At 33.1% G+C, this 15,491-nt stretch carries 13 protein-coding genes and 1 pseudogene; 8 read left to right on the top strand and 6 right to left on the bottom strand.

Annotation, left to right across the window (positions count from 1 at the left end; all coding sequences use genetic code 11):
* Positions 1-358: 358 nt before the first annotated feature.
* A complete protein-coding gene (locus tag GFJ36_RS17345; protein ID WP_087984191.1) occupies positions 359-691 on the top strand; it encodes a DUF3895 domain-containing protein in 333 nt (110 codons plus the stop codon).
* Between the two features lie 99 nt (positions 692-790).
* Here GFJ36_RS17345 and GFJ36_RS17340 read toward each other — a convergent pair whose 3' ends face one another.
* The gene (locus GFJ36_RS17340; protein WP_088064009.1) at positions 791-1,498 is read right to left on the bottom strand and encodes a DNA alkylation repair protein; all 708 of its coding nucleotides are present in this window, start codon (positions 1,496-1,498) and stop codon (positions 791-793) included.
* Between the two features lie 349 nt (positions 1,499-1,847).
* Here GFJ36_RS17340 and GFJ36_RS17335 point away from each other — a divergent pair, with 349 nt between their 5' ends.
* Positions 1,848-2,306, top strand: a complete 459-nt coding sequence (locus GFJ36_RS17335; protein WP_088609319.1) for a hypothetical protein — start codon at positions 1,848-1,850, stop codon at positions 2,304-2,306.
* A 184-nt stretch (positions 2,307-2,490) separates the two neighbouring features.
* On the opposite strand, the gene GFJ36_RS17330 is transcribed toward GFJ36_RS17335, so the two are convergent.
* The gene (locus GFJ36_RS17330) at positions 2,491-3,723 is read right to left on the bottom strand and encodes an MFS transporter (RefSeq protein WP_088609320.1); all 1,233 of its coding nucleotides are present in this window, start codon (positions 3,721-3,723) and stop codon (positions 2,491-2,493) included.
* Between the two features lie 225 nt (positions 3,724-3,948).
* On the opposite strand from GFJ36_RS17330, the gene GFJ36_RS17325 reads away from it, so the two are divergent.
* On the top strand, positions 3,949-4,530 hold the full coding sequence (locus GFJ36_RS17325) for a TetR/AcrR family transcriptional regulator (RefSeq protein WP_088064006.1): 582 nt from the start codon (positions 3,949-3,951) through the stop codon (positions 4,528-4,530).
* Positions 4,531-4,611: 81 nt separating this feature from the next.
* Here GFJ36_RS17325 and GFJ36_RS17320 read toward each other — a convergent pair whose 3' ends face one another.
* From GFJ36_RS17320 to GFJ36_RS17310, 3 genes are read right to left on the bottom strand one after another with little or no spacing between them, the layout of a single operon-like run.
* Positions 4,612-5,058: a DUF7832 domain-containing protein gene (locus GFJ36_RS17320; RefSeq protein ID WP_063220963.1), complete on the bottom strand. Its 447-nt coding sequence runs from the start codon at positions 5,056-5,058 to the stop codon at positions 4,612-4,614.
* A gap of 26 nt (positions 5,059-5,084) precedes the next feature.
* On the bottom strand, positions 5,085-5,387 hold the full coding sequence (locus tag GFJ36_RS17315) for a contact-dependent growth inhibition system immunity protein (protein WP_088064482.1): 303 nt from the start codon (positions 5,385-5,387) through the stop codon (positions 5,085-5,087).
* 49 nt (positions 5,388-5,436) lie between these two features.
* The gene (locus GFJ36_RS17310; protein WP_063220964.1) at positions 5,437-5,916 is read right to left on the bottom strand and encodes a hypothetical protein; all 480 of its coding nucleotides are present in this window, start codon (positions 5,914-5,916) and stop codon (positions 5,437-5,439) included.
* Positions 5,917-6,346: 430 nt separating this feature from the next.
* On the opposite strand from GFJ36_RS17310, the gene GFJ36_RS17305 reads away from it, so the two are divergent.
* Both GFJ36_RS17305 and GFJ36_RS17300 read left to right on the top strand, forming a co-directional pair.
* Positions 6,347-8,131 (top strand): S-layer homology domain-containing protein, encoded by a 1,785-nt coding sequence (locus GFJ36_RS17305; RefSeq protein WP_097889847.1) that lies wholly within the window; start codon positions 6,347-6,349, stop codon positions 8,129-8,131.
* A pseudogene (locus GFJ36_RS17300) lies at positions 8,113-8,616 on the top strand (CPBP family glutamic-type intramembrane protease); the annotation flags it as partial. The gene GFJ36_RS17305 and the pseudogene GFJ36_RS17300, both read left to right, overlap by 19 nt.
* A 742-nt stretch (positions 8,617-9,358) precedes the next feature.
* Here GFJ36_RS17300 and GFJ36_RS30265 read toward each other — a convergent pair.
* The gene (locus tag GFJ36_RS30265; RefSeq protein WP_157835323.1) at positions 9,359-9,535 is read right to left on the bottom strand and encodes a SpaA isopeptide-forming pilin-related protein; all 177 of its coding nucleotides are present in this window, start codon (positions 9,533-9,535) and stop codon (positions 9,359-9,361) included.
* Positions 9,536-10,292: 757 nt separating this feature from the next.
* Between GFJ36_RS30265 and GFJ36_RS17290 the strand changes: the two genes are divergently transcribed.
* The 3 genes from GFJ36_RS17290 to hblD all read left to right on the top strand — a co-directional run bounded on the left by GFJ36_RS17290 (position 10,293) and on the right by hblD (position 15,478).
* A complete protein-coding gene (locus GFJ36_RS17290) occupies positions 10,293-11,522 on the top strand; it encodes a helix-turn-helix domain-containing protein (RefSeq protein WP_087984198.1) in 1,230 nt (409 codons plus the stop codon).
* A gap of 1,354 nt (positions 11,523-12,876) precedes the next feature.
* Positions 12,877-14,196, top strand: coding sequence for a hemolytic enterotoxin HBL lytic component L2 (gene hblC, locus GFJ36_RS17285; protein WP_087984262.1), 1,320 nt, complete (start codon positions 12,877-12,879; stop codon positions 14,194-14,196).
* Between the two features lie 61 nt (positions 14,197-14,257).
* On the top strand, positions 14,258-15,478 hold the full coding sequence (hblD, locus tag GFJ36_RS17280; RefSeq protein ID WP_087984199.1) for a hemolytic enterotoxin HBL lytic component L1: 1,221 nt from the start codon (positions 14,258-14,260) through the stop codon (positions 15,476-15,478).
* Positions 15,479-15,491 lie beyond the last annotated feature (13 nt).

Below are 15,491 nucleotides of genomic sequence, written 5' to 3'. Positions count from 1 at the left end.
ATACGTATTACACATTTAATATAACTAAATGCATGCATCGTAATTATAACATGTAAATTATAATTATTTGTCATTTATTTCCGCAATATGGATAAATTTTTGATAATATAACTGAAAATGTAATATTTGGATAATGGATATTCAGCTCTATTTAATAATGGTATATACAGTAAAACATTCTGCTTTCCAATCTGTAATAGAAAACAGAACGTATATTTGGTATAATCGAAACATACTATATGAAACGATGTACATGAGTTTGACATTTACGTAATAAGGTAAGTACTACATAATAATAACTACGCTATAGAATTCAGTTCATGTTATACAAATCAATCGTTAGAAAGGAAAAGAAGTAATGAATCAAATTTCATTTGAAGATTTATTTGAAGAAGAAAACAAACCAGAAAAGGTGGAGGTAGCTGATATACCAGTACCTTTATCGCCATTGCAAAAAGATATATTGGAATTAGTGGATTCTGAAGAAATAAGTACACTTGAGCTATGTGAACAATTAATACGATCCGGCAAAATATCAGATGAAAGATTCACAACGAATAAGCCGAAAGCATATGGACAAGTATGCTTAGTATTAGAAGATTTTGTTAAAGAAGGAAAGCTTATTTTTGTCAAAAGCGATGAGAAAAGAGATAGGGTTTATAAGTTAAAAGAAGAAGTTTCTAACATATAAGTTGTCCAGAGGTAAATGAATGTTTTCTAAGAAGAGAGTTCAGTAGTCAAAGAAAAAGGTGGTATCAATCAAGAAAGATTGATACCACCTTTTTCTTTTTTAACATCTTACATACTTACGTTTGAAACCAAGTCTGCCTCTATCAAGTTCTTTCTGAATACTTTCGGAAGCATTTAGCAAACTGCTTTTTTTATTATCACGTTTTACTTCAACTATACCAACTTCTTTTGCAATCTCGACTGCCTTTTCGTGTAGTGGCACATATGAAATTGCTACAGTGTTTAGAAAATTATTCATAGCGGATTTTGTTCGTTCTGGTGAATCATGGATCGTATTTTTTACCATTTCAAGCATAGTGGAAATTTTGCTTTCAGAAAACTCATTGTCTTTGCGATTTCCTAAAAGCCAGCAGTAGCAACTCCAGCCCGCTGACATTCGTAGCTCGTCTCCACTTGCAATCCATTTATCAGCAACATCTTGTGCAATATTTGATTCTGATAAAGTTACTGCCACCACATAATCGGACAACATATAAAAATATGCTCCGTCTATCCAGCGATCAAAATCAGACTCACTCATAGCTTTCGGGTCTGCAATAATGCCTGCAAAATACATAGCATCGTAGTTGCCTGTCGCATACAGTTCTTCAGCTAACTCTTGGTTTAATTTTATTTTTTTAGCGATTGGTTTCATAGCGCCTGTAGCTACGCCGAAAACTGGCTCGTGCGCACCGTTAGATATGTATATTTTTTTCGTTCTTTCCTTACCGAGGGATTCAAGCTCTTGCATAACTGTTTTTAAATCCATAGCTGTGCACTTCCTTCCTTCATATAAAAATCATTTTAATTGCGATCATCTAGTTTAAATTTTTTATCATGTCTTCCATACTTCCTAATTTTAAATCTTATGTGAGTAGGATGTCTACTTTCTGTAATTTATCGATAATTCAGTTATTGATTTTGAAATTCTAGCTATCTATAATTGTAAGGGTACTATATGAAAGTAGACGGGAAGGAAATACAGAAGTATAGCTTTTTACATAGATTGTTGGGATGAAAATAATATTTTACCTTTGGCTCTTTCTCGGTATTATCATGTTATTATTTGGAAAGGGGATAAATGGAATTTAAAGTTAAACATGTGAGGTTGGTTATAAGTGATAAAAAAATTTACTAGAGTAGTATTAACTGCAATTATGCCAATTGGTATGATTGCGGGTTGTGGAAATACTGAAAAAACTGAAGCAAAAGAGCCGAAAGCGGTACAATCGGAGAAAAAGGATTATACGGATTACTCGTATGGAAGCAAAGGTATAGTAGTAAGCGGCAAAGCGAAAGAACGTCAACAATACGAGGTTGGATATATGGATGACAATAAGTTAATTGGAATTGATGAAAATATTGAGGATTGTATTATTTTAGATAATAAAGATGAAGCAGGTCTCGTTTGGAAACAAATAGAGCGTGGGTCTATTATTGAAGTGCAATATGGTAAAGACCGCAATGATATTGTAGGCGTACAATTAGTAGGAGATCGTGAGCCATACGAAATTAGTGATAAGTTTGATCGGAATACGATAAACGAGATTGTCGAAAACGTTAAAGGGAATTTGTAATAGATGTACTTCGCTAGTATAGGATTTATTATTATAAAATGATGAATCGCATATGTGAAAATTTAGAATCAACGGCATTTTTTATATGAAAATGCCGTTGATTTGTGTTAAAAAGTAAATGCTATTCTATAGTCTTGTAGAAAAACACGTATGAAACATAAATGAATTATTCTTCTTTTAGCTGTTATGATCGCCGTAAGGTTATTATCCAAAATAAAAGAGCACAAGCACTAACAGATACACCTAATATGCATACTCCATCCCAACCATATTTTGCATACGTATTTGTTGAAAGCATTGCACCTGTTGCACTACCGATAGAGTAAAAAATCATGTAACTGGCAGTGAGTCGACTTCTCGCTTCAGGACGCACTGTGAAAAGCATACTTTGATTGGTGACATGTACAGCTTGCACCGCTAAATCTAAAAGGATAATTCCGAAAATTAGTAATAATAGAGAATGGTTAATAGATTTAATTAGGAGCCATGAAAGTACTAATAATGATAAGGCTATGCCAGTTGTTCTTTGTCCGAATCCTTTATCAGCTAATTGTCCAGCTTTAGTAGCAGCTAATGCACCTGCAACTCCAGCAAGGCCGAATGCGCCAATAGCTGTATGAGATAGATTATGTGGTGTAGCACTTAGAGGTAATACTAAAGAAGTCCATAAAATACTGAATGAAGTAAAAATGAGAAATGCTAGTATTCCGCGAACGCGTAAAAGTCGTTCTTCTACAAATAATAAGAGAACAGAGTGTATTAATTTTCGGTAAGACATAGTTGTCACTTTTTTAAGTTCAAGAGTTGGTAAGTTCCGGTGTAACAAAACAGTTACGAAGAGTAAAAGAATAGCGGAGGTGAGATAAACGGATCGCCATCCAGCTAAATCTGTTAATGTGCCTGCAAATGTACGAGCAAGGAGAATACCTATTACAACGCCACTTGTAACGAAACCTACTATGCGTCCACGTTCTGCTGGATTAGCTAAAATTGATGCATATGCGACGAGTGTTTGCGTAACCGTTGCAAGAATACCTACTAAGGCCATACCTATAAAAAGTACGGTGCTTGAGGAAGCGCACCCGATTATAATTAAAGCGAAAACAGATAAAAGCATTTGGAGAATTATTATTTTCTTTTGGTTTAATAAATCACCAAGTGGAACTAATAAAAGTAAACCGAGTGCATAACAAACTTGAGTAATAGTAATCACAATACCGATAGTTGAATGACTAATCTTAAATTCATTTGACAATGAATCAAGTAGTGGATGAGCAAAGTATATGTTTGCTACAGCCATCCCACAAGCGATTGCGAATAATAGAGTCATATAGCGAGACATGGTTGCATGAACAGGTGAATGTATCTGAGTGTGAGTATGTTTTAGAATGGGCATCATTTTTTCTTTACTATTCATAAAAACAGCTCCTTTTTGCATTACTTACAAATAATGTACCGAACGGTATGTTATTTGTAAGTAAAATATAATCTCGAAGAAACATATATGTCAAGTTTATTTTGAGTTAATTATAATTTTTTTGACATGTCGTTTATAATCTAATACGATATATAACATACTGATTGGTACATAAATGACGATGTGTAATCTTAATAACTAGATATAGAAAGGATATGGTTTTAAATGGCACGACTACGCGAATTTGATGAAGAAAAAGCTTTGGATGCTGCTATGCAACTTTTTTGGGAGAAGGGATACGCAGCTACTTCATTAAGCGATTTAACTGCAAAAATGGAAATACAAAAGCCGAGTTTATATTCAGCCTTTGGTGATAAAGAGGGTTTATTTGAAGCGGCATTAAGGAGATACACAAATTTACATGCGGCTAATATACGAACAAAACTTCAAAACGAACAATCTGTAAAAGGAGCAATTCGGACGTTTTTTGAAAATATGGTGGAAGAGGAATATAAAAAAGAGTTCAGTAAAGGTTGTTTTTGTATTAACACAATGGTTGAACTTGCTCCTCATAATGAAAAATTTGAAGTACTGACTAGAGAACATCAAATGTATCTTGCAGTTATTTTTCAAGAATTAATTACGAAGGGAATACGATCAGGTGAACTGCAAAGTGATTTGAACGCTAAAGCATTAGCGCAAACATTAGTCACGTCCTTAATTGGATTAACAGTGTTAATGAAATCACGTCCAGAACGTTCCGTTATAGAAAATTCGATATCGATAATAGTATCGTTAGTAAAATGATCTTTGGGTGAGGTGTTAATCAGCAAATTAGATATTAAGAAAGTCGATTCCTTATTAAAATAAGAAATCGACTTATTATAATTATTTATTTTGTAAGTTGTCTTTCCAAAAATTATAGCTATTATCAATAACGTTTTTTAATTTGAAATAGTTTTCCCAAGTATCTTGCACATGGTAGAGAGTTTCGCCTTCGTCTATAAAAACATCACTGTAATCATTTATATATTTCCAGTCCTCGTCATGGTTAAAGTAGTACTTTGCGAATTGGTTGCCCTCATCATTTAACATGTCGTCTGCTAAAACGCCATCCCAGTTCATATAAATTTCTGTGCCAGTCATTTGTTTAAGTTTAAACTGATTAATTTCGTCTTGAGACTCTTCTTCAAATTCTTCACTAAATAAATTATGTTCAAGTATCCATCCTAAAAACATACCAGTATGTACAAAAGCTTGATCAATTGGTAAGTCCTCAGGGAAATCACCTTGATAATGGTACTTCGCTTTATCATAAACGATCGTATTTAACAATTAGGTCATCCCCTTTAATGTATAATCTAATAAACTTGTATGGTTTGTTTTAATATTTCAACTATGTTTTCAAGCCATTCTACCGGTGTGATTTCTAGCCCTTCAAAATATATCCCATCTGCTGAATATCGAATGTACGCTTGTTTTTCTTCAATGCTATAATCATTTTTTAGAAATTTAGATAGAAAAACAATAGAGTCTTGTAAATATTCCTTGTGTGCCTCTTCTAATAATTCTTTAAGTGCTTCTTCGTAGAAAGTATCTTGATGGAAAGTGCCAGCTAGAAATTGGAAAACTTCATCATCTTCCATATTTTCTATTCGTAGCATACTCATACTCATCCTCCTTGTTTCGTATGTAGTGATATTTCACAATTAATTAATCTAGAATAATTAATTGTGAAAATAAACTTTCTATGTCTTTAGCATCTTTCTTGAAAAATTTAAGTATGCGTGCCATAACGTAGTAATTTTCCCCGCCACGCTCTGATACTAGAACATTCTTTTCGTTTTCTTTTGTCACTTCATTTTCTAATACAGAGTAGATGTGTTTGAAATCGCCTTTTTCAAATACTACACAACATGTTAATAATGCTATGCTGTAGTAATAGCCAATAACATCATACATAGCAAATTGATTGTTTGGCATTAAATCTAATTGGTAAGAGTGTACTGTATTGGCAACGAGTCTAGTTATTCCTTCAGATTCAATAAAAGGTTTCATACGTAAGCAGTGATTTTTATTTAGTGGTGCATGAGCAAAAGATTTTAACTTATTAACTAGTTTCTTTACAATTTTTTGGTCTTCTTCATTTAATGTATCAATATTAGTGAGTAAAATATGAGCAATTTCTTCCATATAAAAACTCCTTTCAATGTAAAAAGATGACAACTATATTATAACGAAAAATTGAAAAGCTTAGTATTTTCAAATAGGGAAATTACATTAAATCAGGATCTAATTAATAGATACATAGTATTTATGAAAAAACGTAAAGGTCCTTCTTGGTGAAGAAAATCAGTAAAAGGTATCCTAATCTATTTTTTGAGAAGTAGTAGTGTGTAAGGGGATAAGTGTTTTTGACGGCAATTGCAATTGGTTATAAAATAATGTCTGTTAAGGGATTTTATAGAAACTATCATTCACCTGCTGGGGGTAAAATGAAGTGTTTACAAAAAGGCGAAATAAACATATTTTTATACATAGTAGATTCATAGTCTGTCACTAATGAGAAAATAAAGGGAGGTTGAGATACTTACACGAACAGTGTAGGGTATCGATTACAGCAATGAAAAAGATAATTAAAAAAAGAGTAATTGCACTATCAACAAGTTTAGTAATGTTAGGGAGTGCACCTTTAGCGATATCAGCAGAAGAGAGCAAAAACCTTCAAACGGATCAACTTCGTATCGCACAAGGGGAACGTGGAACGAGCGGATTAAGTTATTCGAATTTCAATCTAGAAACTCCAGATCACATGCAAATTAACGAAGCGGAAGTATCAGAGAATGAGAAAATTCTTCTAGAAGAATATAAGCATAAACATGATGAAACAGAAGAACTAAATAAAATGAAGGAAGCTAAAAAAGGTCAAGTAGCAGAAGATGAAGCTATTTCAAACATTGAAAAGGCATTTGAACATGTAGACGGCCGAAATGATGGTTCTACTCGCGAAATGAAGCCGGTTGAAAAGCCAAGAGCTATTCAGTATAGTGCATCGATGACTACAAAGAAATATGGAACACTTGCAGGTACTCCATTTGTAGAGTGGATTGTTCCAGCAGGAAATCCTGATATTCGCCCTGCTAATCCGATGAAAGCACGCTACATTACAATTCATGAGACTGCAAACACAGCCCGTGGTGCGAATGCTGAAAATCATGCGAAATATTTGTATAAACAAGCAACGGAAGGTACGTTCCGAACAGCTTCATGGCATTTTACTGTAGACGACAAACAAATTTATCAGCACTTACCAACAAATGAAAATGGATGGCATGCAGGAGATGGCGATGGCTCAGGAAATAGAGAGTCTATCGGTATCGAAATTTCAGTTAACCAAGATGGAGATTACAATAAAGCGTTAGAGAATGCAAAACGACTTGCAGGTTATTTAATGAACAAAGAAGGTATTAGTGCGGATCACATTTACAGGCATCAACAATGGAGCGGAAAAAACTGTCCTGATATTTTAATTTCGCGTGGGAATTGGACTGGCTTCGTACAAGGTATTCAATGGTATGCAAATGTTAATGCGCAAATTGACTCGCCTTTACAAGAAAGAGATGAGCTATTTGATTCAAATGAATATAATCCAGCTGAACCTAATATGGAGCTTGTAGTGAATGGTGACGGTATAAACGTACGTAGTGGCGTAGGACTTGAGCATCATATTGTTCGTAAAGCTTCAGACGGAGATCGTTACAAAGTATTAGCAGTTAAAAATGGTTGGTATAAAATAGGTAATGATGAGTGGATTTTCTATAACCCAAGTTGGATTAAGATAAACTATAATGTGCAAAATAAAGAAGTGCAAAAACCAAAAGATGATATTACAGGTGGATGGTTTGAAGGGCATATTCGTAAGCTGAACAGCCTAGGAATTATGCACGGTGAAGGAAATGGTGTATTTGCGCCTTATCGTAATGTAACGAGAGCTGAGTTTGCGACATTAATCTCAAATGCTCTAAAGCTACCAGAAGGAAATAAGTCATTTGTAGATATTAACAAAGCGCATCCATCACTTCATAGCGGTATTAAACGTAGTGCAAGTGCAGGAATTATTAACGGTCGTGGCGGAGGGATTTTTGATCCTAACGCATCTATCACACGTGAAGAAGCATCTATCATGAGTGACAACGCATTACAGTATAAAGGTGTTACAGGTAAATTAGTCGCATTACCATTTACAGATCAACATTTGATTACATACAAACAGCCAGTTCAGCGGTTATATAGCTTAAAGGTAGTTACAGGTGTTGGAAATAATGAGTTTAATCCTAAAGGGACAACAACTCGTGGTGAAGCAGCTGCCTTTTTAGTGAAGATGTTAGACTTGGACTTCAGTATGTAACGGCACCATTCAGTTTCATTTATCTAGTAGTATTGAGCGGTATTTTCGGAAGTTTGCTTAACTTAATCCCAGTTTTGGGAGAAGAAATGGGTTGGCGAGGTTATATGCTCACAAGGCTAGTCGATGCAGAGTTTTCACGGCCTATCCTTATTAGTGGATTGATTTGGGTAACGTGGCATGTTCCAATAGTTGTTGCTGGCCTATATGTAGGGGGACCATCTGTCGTTCTTTCAGTACTGGGTATCTATCTTTGTATTGTACCATTTGGTTATATTACAGCTTGTTTACGACTTATCACAGGTAGCATTTGGCCTTCGGTTATTATCCATGCTACTTGGAATGCTATTATTCAAGGACCTTTCGCACGTGCAAGTACAGGGTATCAAACTGAGATTTGGATTGGAGAATCTGGCTTGATAACCGCCCTTATTATCTTGATTACGGCAATAATTGTGTCTCGGATAATAAGATTTACTAAATATTGATTTTTCACATAAATTTTTAAAAAATGATTGTGAATCAGAAAAACGGACTCTCAGATTGCTTTTTAAGGGTTTTTAGCGGTCGTGTGAATGTCATATGTATCGATAAGGATTAAATTTCACACGATTGAAAAAAGGGTGTTTAAACGTTATTTTGTTTTTATTCGTAATTTTAAATCTGAAATACTGAAGCCAATGTAATACAATTTCATTGGCTTCAGTATTTTGATTCTTAACTAAAAATAGAGTGGAAAATTAAGGGTGTCATATATATTAATTAAAAGTAGCATACAAAGAATGCTTAAGTGACATTTCTTTTGTTATAGAATAAACAAATCCTGATATTGCAGTAACTATTATTTTGAGGTCAATTTACTGTGAAATAAGTGTCTAATGTCTACTATTAATTTGGATCTATGTGACTGCATCTCTTAATTAGGGGTGTTGTTTTTGTTAAGTAATAGCCATTGTACTTAGAAAATAAATAATATGTTTATGTGATGGAGTAATAAAGCTAGATAGCATAAAGATTGATACTACAAAGATTAACAACATATAAAAAAATATTTATATGTTGTGTCACCGCTGCTATCCCTAATAATTTTTGAATCTATTTATTTCTTCCGCTTTTGCGGAAACTAAAACTAATGTTGCGACTAGTAATATAGTGCCAATTAGATAAAAATAGTTGGCACTATATCGTCAGTATTTTTAATATTCCATTCGCTTTTTGTGTTTTCTATTTTTATTTTTGTACTGATGATAAGACCTTTCCCTCAATTAGATCTTTAAATAACGTAGACCTATTTGGTGCTTGAATTTCTTCCAACGTGAATTTTCCGAAGCACAGTGGTTCAGAAATAGCTTTATCATTTTCATCTGCTGTTAAATTTTCGACTTCTTTATTATCTTTGTCAAAAATTTGGAATACAGCAGTTTATCAGTTTTATATTCGAATTTGCAGCATCCACTTTTTTTTTTTAATCTCAGTTTGTCCAAGTGATTGAATTTTTGGCTGTTAGTTCTTACGGTGATACAGTATCTCCTTGGACTTTCACTGTATTTTTAATCTTTTTTCCAGCTTGTCCCTCGCATGGAGTACCATTGTATGCCACTCTGTATGTGTCACATCCCAAAATTCTTCGTTTTCTTTTCCTACATTAAATTTACTTTTGTCTGTATCGAATTGTATCTGTCACTGTTTAGCCTACTATTTGTAATGTACCTGGGGCATATTCTAGTTCGTCTGGCAATGTATCCGCAAAGGCTAGATTTTTCGCAGGATTAGCAAGAAGCTATTACTTACTAGAGTTGTATACTCCAATCATCCCTTGTTTCTGTATTTTGTAGGTTCTTCACTGTTTTCCCAAGTTCTATGATTAGATCTTGGAGAATTAAGAAACGACCTCAGCTCATTTCATTGTCGTTGAGAAAATTATAAGAAAAGAATCTATTTCTTTCACACTTTTCCTAACTACTCTGATATTTAGATGCTACTTACAAATAAATAATATATGATTTTCATAAAAAAAATATAGTAATATTTTGTCGTGAATTGTACTAATTTGATATTTTATAGTAATATTTTGTCGTGAGTTATACCTGACGAAAAATAATTTATGAACCTATACAGGAACGATGTAAAAATTTATCAGTAATCTAATTAAGAGGAGAAGGTAATGAATAATTCTATCGATATACAACACTTGTGTGATCTCGCACATAAAGCCTTTAATGTACCTGTTCACATTTTATCCACAGACAAAAAAATCTTATATCATTCTAATTCTGAGGATATTTGTAGTCCTTTTTATTCTTCTAAAGAAGAACATCTTAGTGACATTTATCAAGAAAATGATCCCTATAATTTGCCACTTTTCAGATGTAACAGTTATCTTGAAAATTTCATCCTAATTCATATAGAAAATCATGATTATATAAAAGGGACTATAATAATTGGCCCCACTATATATCCAAAGGGATCGGATGATGTAACCTTTAAACTTCGAAAAGAATTTAACTCAAATAATAATATTCAAGAAAGACTAACCTATTTTCAATCTCTACCTGAGGTTAAAAAAGCTTCTTTAATTGATATGGGAATTTTATTGCATTACATGATTTTCAATGAAAAGTTAGATGTTGATATTGTTGTAGAAAAAAATAAAGTGTTAGAGGAAGTTCCCTATAAAATTGTGAAACCTGATCTATATATTTTAAAACGTCAACAAAATAAACCAAAAACTCACAACATGGCATTAGTACATAATTATTTTTCAGCAATCAAAGAGGGAAATAAAAAGAAGTTGTTGCAATATATGTATGCAGTTTCGCAGGAAGATACTGAATTAATTTTAACAGCGGATCCACTCAGAAACCAAAAAAACCATGGGATTATTGCGATTACTTTAGCTACTCGATATGCGATAGAAGGTAATCTCCCACCAGACATTGCTTTTGCTCTTAGTATTTTGTATATCCAAACCATGGAACAACTAGAGAACGTGGACTCTGTAAGGCGATTGTCAGGAGATGCCTTACGTACTTTTGCAGATCGAGTGAAAGAATTCAATGCGCAAAAATTTTCAAATGCGGTTACTACATGTATGAACCATATTAGTAAAAATGTTTACGATGGAATATCTCTCAATGAACTCGCTAATCATTTGGATATTACGCCTACTTATTTATCTAAATTATTTAAAAAAGAAGTGGGAATTCCTTTAAGTGAATTTATTCAAAGGGAACGAGTGGAAGAAGCAAAAAAATTATTAACACTCACTACATATCCACTATCAGATATTTGTGCTTGGCTTAATTTTAACGACCAAAGTTATTTTACAAGGGTTTTCAAAAAATCAACTAACATGACACCTAGACAGTATCGTGAAAAATATACCGTAATATAAGCTTAGTATCAGTTTCTTGTGAAAAAACTTTAATATACGCGCAAGTAACTCTAAAACTTGAGCATACTGTTTCTTTTACTCTAGAAAGGGTATGTGATTGATCTAGAAAAGGAATATGTATTCAAATAGATCTTGAAGAGTCCATGAAACATTTAGTGAAGCCAAAGGACAAGGGTAAGATTTATAACATGTTGTTAATTTTAAAGAGTACACTATCCATTATTTTTCTAAGGAGATAAAAAAACAGAAGGCTGCAAAGGTTCTTTTCGAGAAAGCTTTGCGGCTTTTTTTATATTTTAAAACCCATAGTTATAACGAGGAATAAGTTTATAGATTAATATCTTCATGTTAAGTATTTAATAATAGTGATATTAGGGACTATTACATAAAGTTTAATAATATAACATATATCACTTGATATATCTATATTATATGCAATTATACATAACTAAATAAAGGGAAAAAAGTATAAAAAAACCTATTAAATTATTCTATAAGTATTTTTTTAAAAATAAAATTGCTTGGTTGAGCTAAAATGGTTATTTACTAACCGTATACACTTTAATTTGTAATCATTACAATTACAGAGCTGTAATCCCTAATTAATTATATTAGTATAATTAATTAGACTCGTATTTTTACTTAATAGTTAAATTATCGAGCTCAATCGACAAAATTTTGCTATTTACGCATTGGAAATTTAATGTTTTAATGAACAACATAACTGGTATGACCACATAGAAGGGAGAAGAGCAAGCTAATAGAGATAGAGGTTATTAAATTTGCAAGTAACATTATGTTGTGGGTAATTTTCTTAATAATCAGTTTATTTTTAAGTATTTAGAATCTCAAAAGTAGTATTTTTGTAAAAATGGGTTTTAAGTTTCTACATAGCAAAAGTGAATTTATTCCGCAATAAAAGTATAAGCAATGTACAGTATAATTTCATCTTTTGTAGTCTTGTAAGGCTATTGCTGACAAAACTAAAAACCATATTATGAAATTGATATTAAAAAAAGGTCATGACAGGATTAACTCTAGAAGCAATGGTTATCTATCTTCACGGATCTGTAAGTTAAACAGCAGCTCTAAGGGGGAAATAATATTTTACTACTTATTGGGCAGCTAATTCAAATATAGCTGATGAATTTTTATCGTTTACTATTTGAAAAATAGAGTATCTAAATGAGAGGGAAGTAAAATCCTTAGATCCTCTTAGAAGTAAATAATAACGATAACACCCTATCCGAAAGACTTCCCATTCCCCATGCGTGTGCAAGGAGAGAGCCTAGCGCTAGGGCGTACAAGTTATATGAATCAAGTTATAAAAAACAATGGTAAAGGAGTGTACGGAATGAAAAATAAAATAATGACAGGATTTTTAATAACATCCATTGTAACTGGAGCAACTATTCCTATCAATACTCTCGCAGCACCAATCGTTCAAGCAGAAACTCAACAGGAAAGCATGGATATTTCTTCATCATTACGAAAATTAGGTGCGCAATCTAAATTAATCCAAACGTATATTGATCAATCTTTAATGAGTCCTAATGTACAGCTAGAGGAAGTCTCAGCTTTAAATACCAATCAATTCCTAATTAAACAAGATATGAAGGAATGGTCATCGGAACTCTATCCACAGTTAATTCTATTAAATTCAAAAAGTAAAGGATTTGTAACGAAATTTAATAGCTATTACCCGACATTAAAATCGTATGTAGACAATAAAGAAGATAGAGAAGGGTTTTCGGATAGACTTGAAGTTCTTCAAGAAATGGCTATGACGAATCAAGAAAATGCGCAACGACAAATTAATGAATTAACAGATCTAAAATTACAGCTTGATAAAAAATTAAAAGATTTCGATACTAATGTGACAACTGCGCAAGGCATATTAGGTACAGATGGAACAGGAAAAATAGATCAGTTAAAAAATGAAATATTAAATACCAAAAAAGCAATTCAAAATGATTTACAACAAATTGCATTAATACCAGGAGCTTTAAATGAGCAGGGATTTGCTATATTCAAAGAAGTTTATAGTCTTTCAAAAGAAATTATTGAACCGGCTGCTCAAGCAGGGATGGCAGCGTATAACAAAGGAAAAGAAATTAACAACTCTATTCTAGAAGCGGAGAAAAAAGCGGCGCAAGAAGCGACAGAACAAGGTAAAACTGCTCTAGAGATTGAATCGGCCAAAAAAGCAGCTCGTGAAGCAATTGAGAAAAGCAAACAAGGTGAAATAGCTGCAGCTGCAGCCGCAAAAACGCAAGAATATGACCTGATGAAAGCCATTGATACTGAAAAGATTAAGAAAACATTTGGTGTCTTCGCAGAAGTAAATAAACTAACAGCAGAGCAGCGAGCATATTTAGATGACTTAGAGAAACAAAACCAAAAAATATATGATTTAACAACGAAACTATCAATAGCAGACTTACAAAAATCAATGCTTCTTCTTTCACAAAATGATTTGCATACGTTTGCAAACCAAGTAGATGTAGAACTTGACCTACTAAAGCGCTATAAAGAAGATTTGGATCTAATAAAAAATAACATTACAAAATTATCTACTAATGTTGATGCAACTAACGAGCAGTCTCAAAAAGATACATTAAGACAATTAAAAAATGTAATAAGTTACCTTGAAGAACAAGTATATAAATTTTGATATTACGTTTTTGAAAAAACTATAAAGATTATAAGAATCTAGCGAAAGAAGGAGAATAGTTATGAAAAAATTCCCATTCAAAGTGCTAACTTTAGCCACTCTGGCAACGGTTATAACTGCTACTACTGGTAACACTATTCATGCATTTGCACAAGAAACGACCGCTCAAGAACAAAAAGTAGGCAATTATGCTTTAGGTCCCGAGGGACTGAAGAAAGCATTGGCTGAAACAGGGTCTCATATTCTTGTAATGGATTTGTACGCAAAAACAATGATTAAGCAACCGAATGTAAATTTATCTAATATCGATTTAGGATCAGAAGGAGGGGAGTTGCTCAAAAATATTCACCTTAATCAAGAACTGTCACGAATCAATGCGAATTATTGGTTAGATAAAGCGAAGCCACAGATTCAAAAAACAGCTCGTAATATTGTAAATTACGATGAACAATTTCAAAATTATTACGACACTTTAGTAGATACTGTACAAAAGAAAGATAAGGCAGGTCTAAAAGAGGGCATAAATGATTTAATTACTACAATTAATACAAATTCAAAAGAGGTTACAGATGTAATTAAGATGCTACAAGACTTCAAAGGGAAACTATATCAAAATTCTACAGATTTTAAAAATAATGTTGGTGGTCCAGATGGCAAAGGTGGATTAACTGCAATATTAGCAGGTCAACAGGCAACGATTCCACAACTTCAAGCTGAAATTGAGCAACTTCGTTCTACTCAGAAAAAACATTTTGATGATGTATTAGCATGGTCAATTGGTGGTGGATTGGGAGCAGCTATTTTAGTTATTGCAGCTATTGGAGGAGCAGTTGTAATTGTTGTAACTGGTGGTACAGCAACACCAGCTGTTGTCGGTGGACTTTCAGCTCTTGGAGCAGCTGGTATCGGTCTAGGAACTGCGGCGGGTGTCACGGCATCTAAGCATATGGACTCCTATAACGAAATTTCTAACAAAATCGGAGAGTTAAGTATGAAAGCAGATCGTGCTAATCAAGCAGTTCTTTCGCTTACTAACGCGAAAGAAACATTGGCATATCTATATCAGACTGTAGATCAAGCGATCTTGTCTCTAACAAATATTCAAAAGCAATGGAATACAATGGGCGCAAATTATACAGATTTACTGGATAATATCGATTCTATGCAAGACCACAAATTCTCTTTAATACCGGATGATTTAAAAGCCGCTAAAGAAAGTTGGAATGATATTCATAAAGATGCAGAATTCATTTCAAAAGATATTGCTTTTAAACAGGAATAGAACTGAAAATTAA

The organism is Bacillus sp. EE-W1 (assembly GCF_009760835.1).
Lineage (GTDB): Bacteria > Bacillota > Bacilli > Bacillales > Bacillaceae_G > Bacillus_A > Bacillus_A wiedmannii.
This window is presented reverse-complemented; position numbering and strand designations above follow the sequence as displayed.